The organism is Marinifilum sp. D737 (genome assembly GCF_026672275.1).
Taxonomy (GTDB): Bacteria; Bacteroidota; Bacteroidia; order Bacteroidales; family Marinifilaceae; genus Marinifilum.
The window spans coordinates 127,539-147,326 of the sequence record NZ_JANQCD010000002.1 but is presented as its reverse complement, the minus strand read 5'-3'; the positions used below and the strand labels follow the sequence as shown (position 1 = coordinate 147,326).

The window sequence follows — 19,788 nt, the reverse complement described above, 5'->3', positions numbered from 1 at the left end:
AATTTTTAATTATAAATGCTATGGCAAAATTTAAAGGTGCTATTGTAGTTGATACCGAAAAATGTAAAGGATGTGGACTTTGTGTAGTGTCTTGTCCTACAGCGGTTATCGAACTGGCAAGAGGAGTAAATGGTAAAGGTTATCATTATGCTCATATGGCCAATCCAGATGCTTGTATTGGTTGTTCAAGCTGTGGCTTGGTTTGTCCTGATACTGTAATTACAGTTTACAGAGCCAAGGCTAGCTAGTACAATAAGTACTTATTACTAAAATCTGAAAAATTTATAAAAAATATTCGTAATGGGAGACGTTCGTTTAATGAAAGGAAATGAGGTAATTGCGGAAGCAGCGATTCGCTGTGGGTGCGATGGATATTTCGGATATCCAATTACTCCTCAATCCGAAATTATGGAGACCCTAATGATCCGCAAACCAGAAGATGAAACTGGTATGGTGGTTCTACAAGCTGAGAGTGAGGTTGCTGCTATTAATATGGTTTATGGTGGTGCTTCTTGCGGTAAGAAAGTAATGACTTCTTCATCTAGTCCAGGGATTAGTTTGAAAGCAGAAGGTATTACTTATTTGGCAGGTGCTGAACTTCCTGCATTAATTGTAAATATTGTACGAGGAGGCCCAGGTTTGGGAACTATTCAGCCTGCTCAGTCGGATTATTTCCAGGCAGTAAAAGGTGGTGGTCATGGTGACTATAAATTGATCGTTTTGGCACCAGCATCAGTTCAGGAAATGAACGATTTTGTAGACCTTGGGTTTGAGCTTTCATTTAAATACTTAAATCCAGCAATGATTCTATCTGATGGTGTTATCGGTCAGATGATGGAAAAAGTAGAATTGTCTGATTACAAACCACGTTGGACTGATGAGGAAATTGAAAAGATTTCAGGATCATGGGCAACTAACGGTAAAAAAGCTGGTAGCGAACGTAATATTTCAACTTCTTTGGATTTGGATTCTGCAAAGCAAGAAGTATTCAATCACAAACTTCAAGCTAAATACAGAGCAATGGAAGAGAACGATGTTCGTTTCGAAAAAATTGCTTGTGACGATGCAGATTACTTATTCGTAGCTTATGGTTCAAGTGCAAGAATTTGCCAGAAATCAGTTGAGCTTGCAAGAGAGAAAGGTATTAAAGTTGGTTTGTTACGTCCAATAACTCTATTCCCTTATCCAACAATACAAATTCAAGAAATGTTGGGACAGGTTAAGGGTATCCTATCTGTAGAAATGAGTGCTGGTCAAATGGTAGAAGATGTTAGACTAGCAGTTGAAGGTAAAGTTCCAGTAGAACACTTCGGACGCTATGGTGGAATTATTCCAACACCAGAAGAGGTTGTGGAAGCATTGGAAGAAAAAATTTTAGGAAAATAAGTTATGACAGCAACAACTGAAATCAATAATATTATTAGCGAAGAGAACTTGGTTTACAAGAAAACCGATGTTCTTTTAGATAACGAAATGCACTATTGCCCAGGTTGTACACATGGTGTAATTCATAAGGTAATTGCTGAGGTTATCGAAGAAATGGATATTCAGGATAAAACAATTGGTGTTTCACCAGTAGGTTGTTCTGTATTAGCCTATAATTATTTGGATATTGACTGGCAACAAGCAGCTCACGGTCGTGCTCCTGCACTAGCTACAGCTACTTCTCGTTTAATGCCAGACAAATATGTATTCACTTATCAAGGTGATGGTGATTTGGCATCTATTGGATGTGCTGAGATCATGCATGCTTGTAATCGTGGAGAAAATATTGTAGTTGTATTCGTAAATAATGCTATTTACGGTATGACAGGAGGCCAAATGGCACCAACAACTTTGGAAGGTCAGGTAACTGCAACATCTCCTTACGGACGTGATTGTGCGACAACAGGTTTTCCAATGAAAATGAGTGAAATAGTTAGCTTGTTACCTGGTACACGCTTTGTAACTCGTCAATCAGCTGAAACTGCAGGTGCAGTAAGAAAGTTGAAAAAAGCTATTCGTAAAGGATTTGAAAATACTAGAGAGAAAAAAGGTCTTTCTTTCATCGAAATTGTAGGAACTTGTTCTTCAGGTTGGAAATTGTCTCCAACTCAATCAAACGAGTGGATGAAAGAAAATATGTTCCCTTACTATCCATTGGGTACATTAAAAGATGAATAGAACTCCATTTTAAATCAATAAAAACTGTAAAAAAATGACAGAAGAAATTATCATTGCAGGATTTGGTGGTCAAGGTGTACTTTCAATGGGTAAAATCTTAGCTTACTCAGGTATTATGCAAGATCAGGAAGTATCATGGATGCCATCATATGGTCCTGAGATGCGTGGAGGTACTGCTAACGTGACAGTAATCTTAAGTGATGACAGAATTAGTTCACCTGTTTTGAAGAAGTTTGATACTGCGATCATTCTTAATCAACAATCAATGGACAAGTTCGAAGCTGATATTAAACCAGGAGGAACTTTACTATATGATCCAAACGGTATTACTCGTCATCCGGAAAGAGAAGATATTAACATTTTTAAGATTCCTGGAGCTGCTTTGGCTGCTGAAATGGGGAATCCTAAAACTTTTAACATGATTATTTTAGGTGGATTTTTAAATGTGAAGCCTATTGTTAAAATTGAAAATGTTAAAAAAGGTTTGGAAAAATCTTTACCAGAACGTCATCATAAATTGATTCCATTAAATATTGAAGCAATTCAGAAAGGAATTGATAGTGTTGAAAATGTTCAAGTGCTGTAATTACAACAGACATAACATACATACAATAAGTAAAGAGGAGTTCATTGGAGCTCCTCTTTTTTATGTCGTATAATTAACAAATTTTAACTGTTTTGTTCAGTCAGAGAGGTTTAACAGTTTAATACCTCGTTTTATCGAGTTAAATTTGAGTTTATCCAAAAAAATTGAAATTGGCGATATAATCATCTAATATTGTTTAGCAGTTTTAGATTCGAATTGAATCCAATTAATAATGTTAAACAATATAAAATGATGATGAAAAAGCTTCTACTACTTTCACTGCTAGTTGTATTCGGACTGGCAAGTGGCTTTTCCCAAAATGGAAAAATTGAGTTCGAAGAGTATGATTTGGACAATGGCTTGCATGTTATTTTGCAGCAAGATCATACTACACCAAACATTGTAGTTTCTGTAATGTACCATGTTGGTTCTAAGAATGAGAGTCCTGAACTTACTGGTTTTGCACACTTCTTCGAACATCTAATGTTTGAAGGAACCAAGAACATTCCTCGTCACCAATACGACAAGTATGTGTCAAGAGCAGGTGGTGAGTTGAATGCAAATACTTCTACAGACAGAACTTATTATTTTGAAATGCTTCCATCAAACCAATTGGCATTAGGCTTATGGTTAGAGTCGGAAAGAATGTTACATGCAAAAGTTGAAGAAATTGGCATTAAAACTCAAAAAGGAGTTGTAATTCAGGAGAAGAAGCAGCGATACGATAACCCTCCTTATGGTACAATTCTGCCTCAAACAATGGCTCATGCTTACGAAAAGCATCCATACCGTTGGACTCCAATTGGAGATGAAGAACACATCCGTAATGCAAAGGATGAGGATTTCATGAACTTTTACAAAGAATTTTATGTGCCAAATAATGCTGTATTGACCATCTGTGGTGATTTTGACAAAGCAGAAGCGAAAAAATTAATAAACGATTATTTCGCTGAAATCCCTAAAGGAACCAAAGAGATTTATCGTCCAAATATTGTGGAGCCTAAAAAGACAACTGAGGTAAGAGATACAGTATTTGATAATATTCAATTGCCAGCAGTTATTCAAGCATATCATATTCCAGCAGTAGGAACTCCTGATTTTTATGCTGTAGATATGTTATCAAAATTGATGACTGATGGAAAGAGTTCTCGCCTTTACAAAGAATTGGTTGATAACCAACAAAAAGCAATTCAGTTGATGGCTTTCCCAATGCCTTATGAAGACCCAGGTTTGACTCTTGCCTTTGGTATTCCAAACATGGGGGTAGATCCTAAAGCTTTAGAGGATGAAATGGACAAACAGTTTTCTGTGGTAAGAGACGAATTAATTTCTGATAGAGAATTTCAGAAACTAAGAAATAAAATTGAGAACGAGCTTGTAAGTTCGAATGCAACGATTGCTGATCGTGCAGAAAACCTTGCTACTGCTTATACTTACTTTAAAGATACTGAAAGAGTAAATAAGGAGCTTGAAAAATACTTTGCCGTAACAAAAGAAGATATTAGAAATGTTGCCAAAAAGTATTTCGTACCTGAGAACAGAGTTGTTTTGTATTACTTGCCAAAGCAGAAATAATATAGAAGTTCTTATTTGAAATTTCCAGAATAGAAAATATATGAAAATGAAAAACTTATATAGATTTTTAGCACTTGCTGTTGTTGTTTGTTACGTATTTACAGCTAGTGCTCAGGTTGACCGAACAAAAGCTCCTAAAGCAGGTCCGGCTCCAAAAGTACAGTTGGGTGATTACGATAGCTTTACCCTTAAAAATGGAATGAAAGTTTTAGTGGTTGAAAACCACAAGTTACCTCAAGTTGGTTTTGCAATCTCTTTGTTAAATGATCCTATCGTTGAAGGCGATAAAGCTGGTTACTTGTCGATTACGGGACAATTGCTTGATCGTGGTACAGCAACAAGATCTTCAAAGCAAATTGCTGATGAAATCGATTTTATTGGTGCTGAATTAGGTGTTTCTTCATCAGGAGTGGATGCTGGTGGTTTGTCAAGATATAAGGAACAAATTCTTGAATTGATGGCAGATGTGTTGTTGAATCCAACTTTTCCACAAGAAGAATTTGATAAAATTGTAAAGCAAACTTTATCAGGTTTGGAAGCAAATAAAACAGATCCTAAGTCAATGGCAGGTAATATGAGAAGCAAAGTATTGTATCCGGCAAATCATCCTTACGGAGATGTTGTGACTGAAGAAACGGTTAAGAGCATTACCATAGAAGATTGTAAGAAGTACTATGAAGCCTATTTTAAGCCAAATAAGGCATTAATGGCAATTGTTGGTGATATTACTACCAAAGAGGCTAAAAAGTTGGTTAAAAAGTATTTTGGAGTGTGGGAAGCTGCTGATGTTCCAAATCATTCTTATGAAATGCCTGTAAAAATGGAAGGCAAGCGTGTAGTATTGGCGAATAAAGATGCTGCTCCTCAGTCTTTGGTGAGAATCTACAACACATTTGAATTGAAGAAAGGTAATCCAGATGTAATTCCGGCATCAGTTATGAATGCAATGTTAGGTCGCGGTTTTTCAGGATTATTAACCAAAAACTTGCGTGAAGATAAAGCATATACCTATGGTGCAGGTTCCAGATTATATTCAGATAAATTGGTTGGTGGATTTTACACTAGCTCAGAAGTAAAAGCTGAAGTAACCGATAGTGCATTAATGGAAATGGTTGTTGAAATGAATCGAATCAGAGATGCGAAATTGACTCAAGATCATTTGAATATGACCAAAGCAACTATGGCCGGCGACTTTGCAAGATCTCTTGAAGATCCAGGTACCATTGCCAGATTTGCAATGGCTATTGAGCGTTACAACTTGCCAGCTGATTATTATGCAACTTACCTTGAAAAATTAGATAAAGTTAGCTTGGAAGATATTCAGGCAATGGCTCAAAAGTATGTAGATCCTAATCATGCGGTTTACCTGGTGGTTGGTGATAAGAAATACAAAAAGCAATTGGCGAAATTAGATTCAGATGGTGAAGTTGAAGAATATGACTACAAAGGTGATATCGTAAAAGAAGATCCTAATGCAATTCCAGAAGGTTTGACTTGCAAATCAGTAATTGATAATTATGTTGCTGCAATTGGAGGTCGTGATAAGTGGGAAGCTGTAAAAGACATCAGTATTAAAGGCGAAATGAAAATGGGTCCAATGAGTATTAATGTTGAGACAGCACAGAAAAACAATGAGAAATTCTGTATGAAAATGACCATGAATGGACAGGTAATGCAGGCAATGTATTACAATGGAACTGCCGGTAGAGTAGTTGCACAAGGACAGGAAATGGTTGCAAATGAAGCACAATTGGCAGGGTTTAAACAACAAGCACAAATGTGCCCTGAACTTTCTATGGAAAAGCTAGGTTATGAGATGAAGCTAGTTGGTGCTGAAAAAGTTGATGGTGAAAAAGCTTATAAGCTTGAAATTAAAGATCCGCAAGGAAATTCAAGATTTGATTTCTTTAATGCAAATACAGGATTAAAAGTTAAGACCGTTGCTCAGCAACAAGGTATGAGCATGATCATGTTGTACAAGGATTACAAAGAAGTTGATGGTGTGAAGTATCCATTCCAAACCATTACCAAAATGGGACCACAGGAAATGCCTTTAACCATTAAAGAATTGCTTGTGAACAAAGGTGTAGATGATGCAATTTTTAACTAATAGAATTAGATAATATATGAAGAGAGGCTACAATTGTAGCCTCTTTTTTTGTTTGAATACTTTTGGAATAAGGGTTTAAGGTGATGTGAAATTTATTTAGAATCAATTTTTAGAAAAATAATTTAAATTTCCTTTGCAGATTAAAAATAATATCTACCTTTGCACTCCGATTCGGGAGTGTAGTGGTTAGGCACGTTGAACGAATCAACATTTCAATATGAATTGTATAAGGTTTTAGGGTTAAAGTTTCGTATTGGAAATCATTTTGGGTTAGAAAAAGGCAGGTGGGGACCTGCCTTTTTGTTTTTATTATTTTTCGTAGAAATGCATCTCTTTTAAGTAGTTGTATGCCGCTTCTGGCATGAAATAGGGAATGTCTTTCTTTTCCTTTATGGCCTCCCTAATAAAGCTTGATGATATTTCCATAAGTGGTGCATTTACCAAATGAACAGTACCATTCAGCTCAACTTCTTTATCCTTAAATCCTGGTCTTGGGTACACATACAAATCATGTTCTTGAAGAATTAATTCGTAATTTTTCCATTTCTCAAAATTTTTCAGATTATCTGAACCCATAATTAAAGAAAACTCATATTCGGAGTATTTCTCTTTTAAATAAGTAAGCGTATCGATTGTATAGGAAGGTTTGGGTAAACCAAACTCAATGCTAGAGGCTTTTAATTTAGAATATGCTTCAATTGATCGATTTACCAACTCTAACCTGTGATAATCGCTAAGTAAGCTTGATTTTTGCTTAAATGGGTTTTGTGGACTTACTACAAACCAAATTTGATCCAAATCGGAGTATTCGGCCATATAATTTGCAATGGCCAAATGTCCAATATGAATTGGATTGAATGATCCAAAATATAATCCAATTTTAAGCTTCATGTTATTTTTTTATGAATTCGCTTAAAGTGTTTTCAGCTTCTTGAAAAGCATCCTCAAGCTTGTCGTTAATAATCACCTTATCAAACTGATCTGCAAATCCCAATTCAAATTGGAATTTTTTAATTCGTTCAGCAATCACTTCTTCGCTATCGGTATTTCTTCCTCTTAACCTTTGTTCTAACTCTTCAATTGAAGGTGGTTGAATAAAAACAGCCAAAGCATCATCTTTATAGTATTTTTTGATGTTTACACCACCTACAACATCAACATCAAAAATTACATTGTTGCCTTTATTTCTTATGCGCTCAATTTCACTTTTTAGTGTGCCGTAAAAACATCCTTCGTACACTTCTTCCCACTCCAAAAACTCATCATTTTCAATTTTTTGTTTGAACTCTTCTGTGCTTAAGAAATAATAATCTTTACCATGCACTTCGTTGCCTCTGCTGGCACGACTGGTTGCTGAAACAGAAAATTCAAGTTTAAAATCCTGTCCAAGTAAATGACGAACAATAGTTGTTTTACCTGAACCACTTGGAGCTGAAAAAATGAATAATTTTCCTGACATATTTAATTTGTGTGTTGTTTTAAAATTATAAAAAAGCGCAGAGTTTTGACCCTACGCTTCTGTTGAAATTCGTTTTTATCTTACAAGACGTTTAGGAGCTGTTCTTTTATCTTCTCCAACTCGTCCTTCATCTGAATCACTATTTTTTGAATATCAGAATCGTTTGCTTTCGATCCTAAAGTGTTTATCTCTCGACCAATTTCCTGAGCGATAAAACCTAATTTTTTACCGATTGAATTGCCATTGTTAGCCGTTTCAATAAAGTATTTGCAGTGGTTTGCCAAACGAACTTTCTCTTCAGTAATATCTAATTTTTCAAGATAATAGATAATCTCCTGTTCGAATCTGTTTTTATCTACATTTTGCTTTTCAACAAACTCTTTCAGATTATCGTTAATTCTTGTTTTAACAGTTTCGATACGCTTTGCTTCGTATTGAGGAACTTCTTCCAAAAGTTTTTCAATATTGGCAATTCGTTCGAATATATCCACTTGCAAAGCGGCTCCTTCTTGCTTTCTAAATGAGTTTAAATCAGCAACAGCTGACTTAAATCCTGCAAAAATTTGATTCCATTCTTCTTCGTCTAGCTCTTGATGCTCTGTTTTTAGTGCATCTGGAAGTTTAACGATGGTTTGAAGAATAGGCTCTTTTTCCATAGGAATACCTAGTTCTGAAGAAAGTTCGGTAAGCTGTTGATAGTAAGCTTCAACAATTGGTTTGTTTATTTTAGTTTCTTTATCGGTACCAACACTCTCTATAAATACAGATAGTTCAACTTTACCACGCTCAAGTTGATTTTTGATTTCGTTCCTAAGAACCAAATCCTTTTCTTTATAAAGGTTCGGTATTCTGGTATTTATATCCAGCTGTTTGCTGTTTAGAGACTTAATTTCGATGGAAACCTTTTTGTTTTCCAATTCTAGAGTGGCTTTACCAAAGCCGGTCATCGATATTAACATATACGAAATATTTATTTCCGCAAAGGTAAGAGATTGAAGTGGAATTACAAACTAATTGGATTGTAGGAATCAAGCTTTGTGAGCAACTACCGATTTGCTTTTCCATTTTCCTGTCAAATAATATAAATAGGAAAGAAGTGCTCCCATTGACCATCCAATTGGAATAGACCACCAAATGCCTGTTTCACCAATTTCAGAAGAAAGAAAATATGCACCGGGAATTCTTATAATCCATAAAGAAAATAGGGTGATAAACATTGGTATTAGTGTGTCTCCAGCTCCACGTAATACACCATTGGTTGTAAATAGAGTAGAAAACAAAAGGTAAAAGGAACTTACAATGATTAAGTACTTTTCGCCAATCGCAATTACGTTGGGATCAGTGGTAAACATTTTCATGAGTTGACTTCCGAATATCACAATGATGGCAGTCATTAAAATGCAGAACAGGTTCGACATTAAAAATGTTGCCTTAAATCCTTTTCGTACCCTTTCTATTTTATTGGCTCCCAGGTTTTGCCCTACGAATGCGGCTACGGCCTGAGAAAAGTTCATTGCAGGCATCATGGCTAGTGAATCTATTCTACCAGCGGCGGTATAGGCCGCAATAACATCAGTACCAAAAGTATTTACAATTCCAAGCAACGCCATCATTCCAATGGCAACAAATGTGTGCTGAATCCCCGAAGGCAAACCAATCTTTAAACTCTTGATGAAAAGATCTTTATCAAAACTGAGTTTCGAGAATGAAAATTTCATGATTTTATGAGTGCGATTAAGGTATAATATTCCGGTTACAAATGCTCCTCCTTGAGCGATTACCGTTGCCCAGGCTGCTCCTGCAATTCCCCATTTAAATACCATTACAAAAAGAACATCAAACAGGATATTAAAAAGCGATGCAAGAATTAAAAAAAATAGAGGAGTTTTAGAGTCTCCCAAACCTCGTAGAACAGAACTTGTACCATTAAATCCAAAGAACAGGATCATTCCTGCCATATAAATGTTTAGATAAGTAGTAGCCTGAGGAATTAATTCCAAAGGCAATTGCAAAAGAAGAAAAAGCTCTTCGCTATAATAAATGCCAAATATTGATGCAAACAAACCTGCTACAAACAGGAATATATACATTGTATCGATGGATTTTTTTACGCTGTTAATATCCTTTGCACCATAAAATTGCGATATAACAATAGAGAAACCGGAACCAATTCCAATAAGCAGTGCAATAAGTGTAAAAATAATCGGAAATGAGGCACCTACAGAAGCTAAGGCCTCTTTACCTAAAACTTTACCAACGATAATGCTATCAACAACATTGTAAAGTTGTTGAAATACATTTCCCAATAGCATTGGTAGTGTAAAATTAAAAATTAGTTTGCTTACGTTTCCGCTTGTAAAATCTTTCATTCAGCTTTTTTGTAGAAATACAAAGCTCTTAATTTTATCATCATTCTCAAAAAAAACAGAAATGTTTCACAGTAGTAACAATTAAGCTCGTTCACTTAATTCCAGCCAACGTAACTCTTTCTCATCAATCAGGTTGATTACTTCTTCAATTCTGCTTGCTTTTTGCATCAACTCATCGTTAGCTAATGTACCAGAGCTCATTGCAGTTTCCAACTCTTCTTTTTCGGCATTTAATGCTTCCAGGTCAACTTCTAATTGCTCAAATTCGCGCTTCTCGTTAAATGAAAGCTTTTTAAGCGTGTTGTTTGATTTTGGTTTTTCTTTTTTAGGTTTTGCAGGCTTTTCAATTTTCTTAAGCTCCTTTTCCTCTTCAGCAATTGTATCACGGTATATTGTGTAGTTGCCAGGGAAGTTTCTGATTTTTCCCATTCCTTCGAAAGCAAACATCTGGTCAACCACTTTATCCATAAAGTAACGGTCGTGAGAAACAATGATTAAACAACCTTTAAAGTTCATCAGATATTCTTCCAAAACATTTAGAGTCATGATATCCAAATCATTTGTAGGCTCATCCAAAATTAGGAAGTTTGGATTTTTCATTAAAACCGTCATCAAATACAAGCGACGTTTTTCTCCACCACTTAATTTTGATACATAGTTGTATTGTGTTTTTGGTGGAAATAGAAAATACTCCAAAAACTGAGATGCCGACATCACCTTGCCATTACCTAGATCAATTGACTCAGCAATATCTTTAATTACATCAATAATTCTCTCATTTTCATTAATTGTAATTCCATCCTGCTTGTAATAACCGTAAACAACGGTTTCTCCAATTTCAATTGATCCTGAATCCGGTTCAAGATTGCGGGTAATGATGTTTAGGAAAGTAGATTTTCCGGTTCCATTTTTACCCACAATTCCAATTTTCTCGCCACGCTGAAATTTATAACTGAAATCTTCAAGGATTTTTAGGTCACCAAAATTTTTGTATAAACCTTCCAGTTCCAGAATTTTCTTTCCCAGTCGAGCTGATTTGATATCCAACTCCATACCGTCTTCCTTAAAACCCGCTGCTGCTTTTTTCTTCAGTTCGTAAAAAGCATCAATGCGGTACTTTGCTTTTGTTCCGCGTGCCTGAGGCATTCTTCTCATCCACTCTTGTTCAGTTTTTAAGAGCTTTTGAGCTTTGCCAACTTCAGCATTTATATTTTCAATTCTTTCGGCTCTTTTTTCAAGATAATAGGAATAATTGCCTTTATAAGTATAAATGGAGTTCGCATCCATTTCAATGATTTCATTACAAACTCGATCTAAGAAATAACGATCGTGAGTAACCATTAGCAAGGTTCCTTTCGACTTGTTCAAATATTCCTCCAACCATTCAATCATCTCCAAGTCCAAATGGTTGGTTGGCTCATCCAGAATCAAAAAGTCAGGATCTGTAATCAATACTTTTGCCAATCCAACTCTCTTTTTTTGTCCACCCGAAAGTTGTCCTATTACCTGATCGAAATTGGTAATTTTAAGTTTAGACAGAATTTGTTTGACTTTATTCTCGTAATCCCAGGCTTTGTATTGATCCATTTTCTCAAGAATATCAGTCATTTTTTCCTGATCATTCGAGCTGATTACTTTTTCGTATTCCCTGATTACAGAAAGTACAGGATCATCGGAGTTAAAAACTTCGTTAAGAACTGTGTTGCTGTTTTCCAGATTGGGATTTTGCTGTAAGTAAGCAACTTTGATATCATTACGAAAAATTACATCTCCATAATCTTGAGAGTCGATTCCTGCAATAATATTTAGAAGGGAAGTTTTTCCGGTACCATTTTTTGCGATCAATGCAATTTTTTGACCTTGGCCAACTCCAAAACTAATGCCTTCAAATAGTGTTAGATCTCCGTAACTTTTGCTTAGGTTTTCAACCTGTAAATATGATATCATTGTGTTATTCTCTAAAATTGTGATGCAAATTTAAGAATTACGGCTAAATATCTTAATAATAACCTGAGTCGATTAAAAATATTGTGGTGCGCTGCACCTTGTTTTTTGTTAGCGTTCAGATCTCAGCATTCAGCTTCAAGCCACTCTCGATCGGGAATTAACCTTCCCAGATTTCCAATACCAAACTTTCGGGATTCACTTATTTACCCTTTTACTTTATTATTTCTTTACCTTTTTATTTTTTTGTTTTCCAGCTCTGCTGATCCCGGTTCATAGGGATTCATACTTCTACTTTCTTCTGTGCACCGCTCATTCACTTATTCAGTCATTCACTTTTTCTCGCAAAGTTTATTAATTTCGTTAGCTCGCAATTGTAAAACAAAACTAACTATGCGTAAAAAAGAAAGGTTTGAAAAAATAATAGCTTGGTTTCAGGAGAACATGCCAATTGCTGAAACAGAATTAAACTATACTAATCCTTACGAGTTATTGGTTGCCGTTATTTTATCGGCACAATGCACCGATAAAAGGGTTAACCAGATTACACCTCCATTATTTGATAAGTATCCAACAGCATTCGATTTGTCTCATGCAAGTCAGGATGATATTTTTGATTTGATCAGATCATGTTCATACCCAAATAATAAGGCAAAGCACTTGTTGGGAATGGCAAAGATGCTGGTTGAGGATTTTAAGGAAGTGGTTCCTGATGATGTAAAAGAGCTACAAAAGCTTCCTGGAGTTGGTAGGAAAACGGCAAATGTAATTGCTTCTGTTGTTTACGATAAACCTGCAATGGCCGTGGATACTCATGTTTTTAGAGTTTCTGAAAGACTAGGTTTAACAACCAAGTCAAAAACTCCATTGGAAACAGAAAAGGTTTTGGTGAGTTATATTCCAGAGGAATTGATTGCTACCGCTCATCATTGGATAATTCTTCATGGAAGATATGTTTGTTTGGCTCGCAAACCCAAATGTAAACCATGCGGATTGAAAGAGTATTGTAGATACTTCCAAAGAGAAGAAAAGAAAAATGCTAAGGCAAAATAGAAAGTTTAGCTAGCCCTGATTTGTAATCAGGGCTTATAGAGTAAAGGATTTTAAATCCCAATATTTTACAAGAATAACAAAAGGCTCACAGCCATTACTGCCATTCCGGCAATCAATCCATAAATAGCATTGTGATGTTCTCCATATTCTTCTGCAGTTGGTAATAGTTCGTCCAATGAAATGAATACCATAATACCTGCAACACCTCCAAATAATACTCCAAAAATTGTATTGCTTAAACCTAACACAGAATAGATAAGAATAAAACCGATTAAAGCTCCAACAGGTTCGGCCAAACCAGACAGAAATGATAATAGGAATGCTTTTTTCTTACTACCAGTAGCATAATAAATTGGTACCGAAACTGCAATTCCTTCCGGAACATTGTGAATTGCAATAGCCACAGCAATTGGAATTGCAATTGTTGGATCGGCAAGAGCTGCGGCAAATGTTGCCAGGCCTTCCGGGAAGTTATGAATGGCAATAGCTAGTGCTGAAAATATACCCATCCTCATCAATTTTTTGTTTTTGATATTGGCCTCGTCTATGTCTTCAATCTTTTTAACCTCATGTGGGTTTTCAAAAGAAGGAATTAATTTATCAATTACTGCAATAAATAAAATACCACAGAAGAATGAAATTACCGTATACCAAGTTCCTGCAACTTCGCCATGGTCGGTAATCAAAGCATCTTTTGCCTTCTGAAAAATCTCAACAAGAGATACATAAATCATTACACCTGCTGAAAATCCCAGAGATAGAGATAAAAATTTGGTGTTGGTTCGTTTAGCAAAAAAGGCTATGGCACTTCCTATTCCTGTAGATAGACCAGCAAATAAGGTCAAGCCAAAAGCTATTAATACCGTTGTGGTAGAATATTCGAATTCCATGTATTGTTTTTTTTAGTCTGTTTAATTTTTTTGTTGGAGTAAATATAATGATTAATTGGAATAATTCTAAATAAGAGTTTAGGATATTAACATCTTGTTTTGATTGAAACCAAGTCGTAATTTTAATTCAGTTCATTATAAGTAATTTATCAATTAAAAACGAATTGTTATGGCTTACCTTATATCAGATGAATGTACCGCTTGTGGTTCATGTATTAATGAATGTCCGGTTGATGCAATATCAGAGGGGGATATTTATGTTATCGATCCAGATGCTTGTATTGATTGTGCTGCTTGCGCAGAAGTATGCCCTGTAGAGGCTATTTCAGAAGCTGATTGATTTCGTTAAATCATTGAATATTTGAGAGAAATCTGAAAAGATTTCTCTTTTTTTTTAATATTAAAAAAAAAAGGGATAAATTAGATAGGGTAAAATGTTTATAAATCATCTAATAAATATAGGGCTCTTTATTATGATGTTAAATCATGCCAAATTCTATAGAATATATTTGGAGTGCCAAAAACAATTTTACTAACCTAAAAACTTTTAATATGGAATTACTACTCGAAACATCCTAAAAGGATTTAACTAAAAAAAACATGTAGAATACATTTAGTTGTAATCTAAGTATCGTTATACTATTCATTTCATGTCGACTGTTATGGAGAGTAACGATTGTTATTATTTTCTCTTCAAGCTCAAAACCCAAAATCACCAATAATTTTTCGGAGTGTAGAAATATATTTTCGGCTCGATTTGTATTAAGATAGAATCACCGATAATAATTCGCACAAATATAGAGACTGCTTTAGGTGTGAAATAAATCACCTAAAAGTTTAGTTATGGATTCTAAGACCAATGTAAAAGCTTTACTATGTGTCTTGAGTTGATGTATCTCAAGATTTTATAATGAAACTTATTAAAAATTTAATTGTATGAAAAGACTGATATTTACTGTTTGCATATTTATTATGTCATTACAACTAATAAATGCACAAACAAAACTGATTTCAGGTACTGTAAAAAGTTCGGATGATGGCATGGGAATGCCCGGTGTTTCGGTTGTTATTAAAGGTACAACATCAGGAACCAGTACTGATATAGATGGGAAATATTCAATTGAGGTCGGGGCATCTGACATTTTGGTATTTAGTTTTGTTGGTATGGTTGCTCAGGAAATACCTGTAGGTAGCCAAACTGTTATCGATGTGACTTTAGAAACCGAATCAATAGGAATGGATGAAGTTGTAGTTGTTGCTTATGGATCACAATCTAGAAATTCAGTTACTGGATCTGTGAGTGTTATTAAAAAAGAGCAAATAGAAAATGCAACTTTCTCAAACCCTGTAAAAAGCTTAGAAGGTTTAGTTTCTGGAATGAGAGTTATTCAGGCTGATGGTCAACCTGGTTCTGATCCTATAATTAGAATTAGAGGGTTTGGTTCCATAAATGCAGATAGTGAGCCACTTATTGTTTTAGATGGTGTTCCTTATTCTGGAAGTTTAAGTAGTATAAACCCAAAAGATATTGAGTCAACTTCAGTTTTAAAAGATGCATCTTCAACTTCTTTATATGGTAATAAAGCTTCAAACGGAGTTTTATTAATTACTACCAAAAAGGGTATTAAAAACAAATTACAGATAAATGTAGATAGTAGGTTTGGATTTACACAAAGAGGTGCAAAAGAGTACGATATTATAGAAAATCCTGGCGAATTTTATGAATCTTATCATAGTGTATTAGCTAATTCCGAATTTTACAAGCAAAAGGCTGCCGGAACTCCTATTACTATGCAGGAAGCCAGACAATTTGCATCTGATAATTTAATTGATAGGCTGGGAAATTACAACTTATATGATGTTCCGGATAATCAGTTAGTTGATCCTTTAACGGGAAAGCTAAATAGTTCGGCAAACCTTTTGGTTAAAGACAAATGGGAGGATGCTTTATTTAGAGATAACGCTACTTTTCAATCTCACAATTTTAGTATTTCAGGAGGTTCTGATGATATAACTTACTATTTATCATTAGGAACAGAAACGAATAAGGGATATACTGTTCGAAGTAGTTTTAAAAGACATACAGCTCGTTTAAAAGCTAGTTCAGCTAAAATATTTGATGTGCTGACATTAAGTGGAGATGTGTCTTATGCAAAATCTAAAAGTCAAGCTGTTCCTTCAACTGTTGATGCTGATGGTGTTCCTACAACAAGTTTTGCTAACGCATTCTTTTGGAATAGAAGAATAGCTCCAATTTACCCTGTTTATCAATATGATGAAAATTGGAATCCTATTAAAAACCCTAATAACCCTGGTGGATTAGCTTATGACTTTGGTGTTCCTCAATTTTTTCCTGATGGAAGTAGCAGAGGTGCTAGAATTTATGCGGTTGGAGAACATCCTCTTGCGGTAATTGAAAATACGGAAGAAACCAATGAAAGAGACAATTTTAATGGAGGTTTAAGAGCAAAATTCGATTTGCCATTAGGTTTTAAGTTTGAGTATGTTATGAACTACTTAACTCAAACAACTCAAGAAACTGATTTCACTAAGCCTGGTGCTGGTGCTTTCGCTAAAGCTCAAAATGGACTTTTAACTAATGCTAGAGGAAATTTTTCTGCATTTACGAATCAACAGTTGTTAACCTGGAAAAAAGATAATGGAAAACATAGCTTTGATGTACTTTTAGGACATGAAACGTATGTAGAAAAATTTACTACCTTATCTCTTTCGAAAAGAAATATTATTGGAGATTTTAGCCCAATATTAGATAATACTGCTGTTTATGCATCAGCTAGCAATTACAATACTAAATATACAACCGAAGGTTATTTCTCTAGATTTATTTATGGTTTAGATAATACCTATTTCTTGAATGTAACTGGTAGATATGATGCTTCTTCTGTTTTTCATCCAGACGAGCGTTGGGGGGCATTTTGGTCTGTTGGTGCGTCATGGGTTATGAGTAACGAAGATTTCATGAAAGATATCGAAAGCATCGATTATGCAAAGTTTGCCATAAATTATGGTACTACTGGTAACGATAGAATTTTTTATGAAGATGTTGATACTCGAAATTTAGTAGCTTACGAAAATCAGTATGAAATTGATGAAAATAATGGCGCTTTAACACAAAAATTAAGGTATTTAGGTAATGAAAAACTGACTTGGGAGAAATCGGCTAGTTTGGATATTGCTTATGAAATGAGTTTGCTTAATAAGATAAATCTTTCCATTGGGTATTACAGAAAAAAATCTGATGATTTGCTATTTAATACTCCTATACCTATATCGACAGGGCAAGCTTCCAGACCAGAAAATGCAGGCTCTATGGTAAATAGTGGATTTGAAACGGAAATTTCATGGAATGCTATAAAAAAGGAAAAGATTAATGTTCATTTTAATGCAAACCTTACTACATATCATAATGAAATAACCGAACTGCCTAATGATGAGCCAATACCATTTGGTAGTTTCCGAAGAGAAGTAGGTAAAAGTATTTTTGATTACTATATGAGAAAATCAGCGGGAGTAAATCCTGAAAACGGAAATGCCCAATGGTATATGGAAGACGAAGCAACTGGTGAAGATGTAATTACAGAAGACTACTCTAAGGCCGATAGATATTACCTTGGTAAACAGGCAATACCAAAAATAACAGGAGGGTTTGGAGCTCAAGTTCAAGCTGGTAATTTTTCATTAGACCTACAATTTTCTTATCAAGTAGGAGGTTATGGTATCGATAGTGAGTATTATGGATTGCTGGGTGCTACGCAAAATGTAACCAATTTTGCAGATTATGACAAAACGTGGACAGTAGATAACCCAACAGCTAGTTTACCTAGAGTTGATCCTCTAAGCCCAAATCAATATGATATTTCAGATCTTTTTTTAACAGACTTAAGTTATTTGAGTTTAAGTAACATTAACGTAGCTTATGTATTTAAAAATAAAACTTTAAAAAAATACCATATTGATAACATCCGAGTTTATGGAACTGTAAATAATGCATTCTTATTATACAGTGCAAGACAAGGGTATGATCCTCGTTTGAATTCGGTAGGAAGATCTTCTGCTGAATATGGTGCCAATAGAACTATAGCTTTTGGTGTAAGTGTAAATTTAAATTAAATAACTAGTTATGAAATATAATAGATCTTTATATATACATTTAAGCAAATATTTTGTCTTTATCTTTTCAATAACACTTTTGGTTTCTTGTGCTGATTTAGATCAAGATTTTGCTGAGGAAAGATATCATACTGCATCACATGCTTCTGCAATTTCTGATGCTGGAGGTACTCAAGGTCTTACGGCATTAGATGGAGCTATTTTATCGTACCTAAGAGATGGAGAAACTGATGATAGAGATGCTGAATTTGGTTTGAAGGCTGTAGAGCTTGGTATGGATTTAAGAAGTAATGACATGGACATGAGTAGAAATACTTGGTTTGGGGCTTACAGTAATTATGAAAATATAGGATTAACATATTTTGATAATGATTTTATTTGGGAATTCTTTTATAAAGTAATTAATAATGCCAATGGAATAATTAATACGATATCAGATGATGCTCCTGAAGAAGTATTGGTTTTTAAGTATAAGTCTCACACATATAGAGCTATAGCTTATTTTTATTTGGTTAGAATTTATCAGCATACCAGAGCGAATGACTCAGAAGAGGCCATACCTATCGATTTTGGTGATTTTGTAGGACAACCAAAATCTACTGTAAGTGAGGTTAAAAAACTGATACTTGATGATTTGACATTGGCTTATAACGGGTTGGAAAATTACAGTAGATCATCAAAAGAAGAAATTGATGCTACTGTAGTAGCAGCATATTTGGCCAGGTATTATTTAACTTATGAGAACTGGTCGGAAGCAGAAAAATTTGCAGATATTGCAATGAATGTAGGAAGTATTAGCGATGATGTTCTTCATGGTTTTGATGAGCTTTCATTATCGGAAGCGATTTGGGGTTCTGTAGTTACACCTGCAACATCAGGTGTATATAATTCATTCTTTTCTCACATAAGCCAAATAAATGATGGGTATAGTGGTTGGAATCATTTTAAGACAGTAAATTCAAATTTATATGATATGATTCCAGCAAGCGATAAAAGACTAGCCTGGTTTGCTGATCAAGAATATCCTCCGGGAACAATATTAGTTCCAGGTACATGGGGGCATTATAATAAAACACCAAAGTATACAAGTTTAAAATTTATTGCCCAACCAGGACCTGGTGAGTTTATTGGAGATTATATATACTTAAGGAATACCGAGTTTTATTTAACTAAAGCTGAAGCTTTGGCTAAACAAGGCAAAGATGGTGAGGCTCAACAAGTATTATTTGATTTAAATACGGTTAGGGATCCTTCTTATGTGAAATCAACAAAAACAGGTCAAGATCTAATTGATGAAATTCTACTATATAGAAGAATTGAATTGTGGGGTGAAGGTGTTGCTTCTTTTGATATGGCTAGAAATGGAATTGGATTAAATAGAAAAGATGGTAGATTAAACCTTGTAATGCCAGGTGCCGACCTGGTAATACCAGCTATGGATGAAAAAATGATTTATCAAATTCCTCAGAGAGAAGTTGATGCTAATCCAAATTTTGATGATTAATCTC

The 19,788-nt window shown here is 34.8% G+C and carries 16 protein-coding genes; 10 read left to right on the top strand and 6 right to left on the bottom strand.

Features of this window, described 5'->3' with window-relative positions; genetic code table 11:
• Nucleotides 1–20 precede the first annotated feature (20 nt).
• The 6 genes from NQ163_RS02895 (at nucleotide 21) to NQ163_RS02870 (ending at nucleotide 6,434) form a co-directional block, all read left to right on the top strand.
• Nucleotides 21–248 (top strand): 4Fe-4S dicluster domain-containing protein, encoded by a 228-nt coding sequence (locus NQ163_RS02895; protein ID WP_054716272.1) that lies wholly within the window; start codon nucleotides 21–23, stop codon nucleotides 246–248.
• Between the two features lie 52 nt (nucleotides 249–300).
• Nucleotides 301–1,386, top strand: a complete 1,086-nt coding sequence (locus NQ163_RS02890; RefSeq protein WP_268188793.1) for a 3-methyl-2-oxobutanoate dehydrogenase subunit VorB — start codon at nucleotides 301–303, stop codon at nucleotides 1,384–1,386.
• Between the two features lie 3 nt (nucleotides 1,387–1,389).
• Nucleotides 1,390–2,163 (top strand): thiamine pyrophosphate-dependent enzyme, encoded by a 774-nt coding sequence (locus NQ163_RS02885; protein WP_268188792.1) that lies wholly within the window; start codon nucleotides 1,390–1,392, stop codon nucleotides 2,161–2,163.
• 34 nt (nucleotides 2,164–2,197) lie between these two features.
• Entirely contained in the window at nucleotides 2,198–2,749 is a 552-nt protein-coding gene (locus NQ163_RS02880; RefSeq protein ID WP_110360338.1) for a 2-oxoacid:acceptor oxidoreductase family protein, read from the top strand.
• A 255-nt stretch (nucleotides 2,750–3,004) separates the two neighbouring features.
• Nucleotides 3,005–4,324, top strand: coding sequence for a M16 family metallopeptidase (locus tag NQ163_RS02875; RefSeq protein ID WP_268188791.1), 1,320 nt, complete (start codon nucleotides 3,005–3,007; stop codon nucleotides 4,322–4,324).
• 46 nt (nucleotides 4,325–4,370) lie between these two features.
• Nucleotides 4,371–6,434, top strand: coding sequence for a M16 family metallopeptidase (locus tag NQ163_RS02870; protein WP_268188790.1), 2,064 nt, complete (start codon nucleotides 4,371–4,373; stop codon nucleotides 6,432–6,434).
• Nucleotides 6,435–6,743: 309 nt separating this feature from the next.
• Here NQ163_RS02870 and nadD read toward each other — a convergent pair whose 3' ends face one another.
• The 5 genes from nadD to NQ163_RS02845 form a co-directional block, all read right to left on the bottom strand.
• A complete protein-coding gene (gene nadD / locus NQ163_RS02865; protein ID WP_268188789.1) occupies nucleotides 6,744–7,325 on the bottom strand; it encodes a nicotinate (nicotinamide) nucleotide adenylyltransferase in 582 nt (193 codons plus the stop codon).
• 1 nt (nucleotide 7,326) lies between these two features.
• Nucleotides 7,327–7,893: a guanylate kinase gene (gene gmk, locus NQ163_RS02860; protein WP_268188788.1), complete on the bottom strand. Its 567-nt coding sequence runs from the start codon at nucleotides 7,891–7,893 to the stop codon at nucleotides 7,327–7,329.
• An 80-nt stretch (nucleotides 7,894–7,973) separates the two neighbouring features.
• The gene (locus NQ163_RS02855) at nucleotides 7,974–8,852 is read right to left on the bottom strand and encodes a YicC/YloC family endoribonuclease (RefSeq protein ID WP_268188787.1); all 879 of its coding nucleotides are present in this window, start codon (nucleotides 8,850–8,852) and stop codon (nucleotides 7,974–7,976) included.
• Nucleotides 8,853–8,921: 69 nt separating this feature from the next.
• On the bottom strand, nucleotides 8,922–10,262 hold the full coding sequence (locus NQ163_RS02850; protein WP_268188786.1) for an MATE family efflux transporter: 1,341 nt from the start codon (nucleotides 10,260–10,262) through the stop codon (nucleotides 8,922–8,924).
• Between the two features lie 81 nt (nucleotides 10,263–10,343).
• A complete protein-coding gene (locus NQ163_RS02845) occupies nucleotides 10,344–12,209 on the bottom strand; it encodes an ABC-F family ATP-binding cassette domain-containing protein (protein ID WP_268188785.1) in 1,866 nt (621 codons plus the stop codon).
• Between the two features lie 390 nt (nucleotides 12,210–12,599).
• On the opposite strand from NQ163_RS02845, the gene nth reads away from it, so the two are divergent.
• Nucleotides 12,600–13,259 carry an endonuclease III gene (nth, locus tag NQ163_RS02840; RefSeq protein WP_268188784.1) on the top strand — a complete coding sequence of 220 codons (660 nt, stop codon included), beginning with the start codon at nucleotides 12,600–12,602 and terminating at the stop codon, nucleotides 13,257–13,259.
• Nucleotides 13,260–13,324: 65 nt separating this feature from the next.
• Here nth and zupT read toward each other — a convergent pair whose 3' ends face one another.
• On the bottom strand, nucleotides 13,325–14,149 hold the full coding sequence (zupT, locus tag NQ163_RS02835; protein WP_268188783.1) for a zinc transporter ZupT: 825 nt from the start codon (nucleotides 14,147–14,149) through the stop codon (nucleotides 13,325–13,327).
• A gap of 169 nt (nucleotides 14,150–14,318) precedes the next feature.
• On the opposite strand from zupT, the gene NQ163_RS02830 reads away from it, so the two are divergent.
• From NQ163_RS02830 to NQ163_RS02820, 3 genes are all read left to right on the top strand, one after another.
• Nucleotides 14,319–14,489 carry a DUF362 domain-containing protein gene (locus NQ163_RS02830; protein WP_120241555.1) on the top strand — a complete coding sequence of 57 codons (171 nt, stop codon included), beginning with the start codon at nucleotides 14,319–14,321 and terminating at the stop codon, nucleotides 14,487–14,489.
• 596 nt (nucleotides 14,490–15,085) lie between these two features.
• A complete protein-coding gene (locus NQ163_RS02825; RefSeq protein ID WP_268188782.1) occupies nucleotides 15,086–18,280 on the top strand; it encodes a SusC/RagA family TonB-linked outer membrane protein in 3,195 nt (1,064 codons plus the stop codon).
• A gap of 10 nt (nucleotides 18,281–18,290) precedes the next feature.
• Nucleotides 18,291–19,784 (top strand): RagB/SusD family nutrient uptake outer membrane protein, encoded by a 1,494-nt coding sequence (locus NQ163_RS02820; protein WP_268188781.1) that lies wholly within the window; start codon nucleotides 18,291–18,293, stop codon nucleotides 19,782–19,784.
• Nucleotides 19,785–19,788 lie beyond the last annotated feature (4 nt).

Excerpts from the sequence above, each read along its gene's own strand:
- NQ163_RS02895 (WP_054716272.1), top strand. The coding sequence starts at position 21 with ATGGCAAAATTTAAAGGTGCTATTGTAGTTGATACCGAAAAATGTAAA.
- NQ163_RS02890 (WP_268188793.1), top strand. The coding sequence starts at position 301 with ATGGGAGACGTTCGTTTAATGAAAGGAAATGAGGTAATTGCGGAAGCA.
- NQ163_RS02885 (WP_268188792.1), top strand. The coding sequence starts at position 1,390 with ATGACAGCAACAACTGAAATCAATAATATTATTAGCGAAGAGAACTTG.
- NQ163_RS02880 (WP_110360338.1), top strand. The coding sequence starts at position 2,198 with ATGACAGAAGAAATTATCATTGCAGGATTTGGTGGTCAAGGTGTACTT.
- NQ163_RS02875 (WP_268188791.1), top strand. The coding sequence starts at position 3,005 with ATGAAAAAGCTTCTACTACTTTCACTGCTAGTTGTATTCGGACTGGCA.
- NQ163_RS02870 (WP_268188790.1), top strand. The coding sequence starts at position 4,371 with ATGAAAAACTTATATAGATTTTTAGCACTTGCTGTTGTTGTTTGTTAC.
- nadD (WP_268188789.1), bottom strand. The coding sequence starts at position 7,325 with ATGAAGCTTAAAATTGGATTATATTTTGGATCATTCAATCCAATTCAT.
- gmk (WP_268188788.1), bottom strand. The coding sequence starts at position 7,893 with ATGTCAGGAAAATTATTCATTTTTTCAGCTCCAAGTGGTTCAGGTAAA.
- NQ163_RS02855 (WP_268188787.1), bottom strand. The coding sequence starts at position 8,852 with ATGTTAATATCGATGACCGGCTTTGGTAAAGCCACTCTAGAATTGGAA.
- NQ163_RS02850 (WP_268188786.1), bottom strand. The coding sequence starts at position 10,262 with ATGAAAGATTTTACAAGCGGAAACGTAAGCAAACTAATTTTTAATTTT.
- NQ163_RS02845 (WP_268188785.1), bottom strand. The coding sequence starts at position 12,209 with ATGATATCATATTTACAGGTTGAAAACCTAAGCAAAAGTTACGGAGAT.
- nth (WP_268188784.1), top strand. The coding sequence starts at position 12,600 with ATGCGTAAAAAAGAAAGGTTTGAAAAAATAATAGCTTGGTTTCAGGAG.
- zupT (WP_268188783.1), bottom strand. The coding sequence starts at position 14,149 with ATGGAATTCGAATATTCTACCACAACGGTATTAATAGCTTTTGGCTTG.
- NQ163_RS02830 (WP_120241555.1), top strand. The coding sequence starts at position 14,319 with ATGGCTTACCTTATATCAGATGAATGTACCGCTTGTGGTTCATGTATT.
- NQ163_RS02825 (WP_268188782.1), top strand. The coding sequence starts at position 15,086 with ATGAAAAGACTGATATTTACTGTTTGCATATTTATTATGTCATTACAA.
- NQ163_RS02820 (WP_268188781.1), top strand. The coding sequence starts at position 18,291 with ATGAAATATAATAGATCTTTATATATACATTTAAGCAAATATTTTGTC.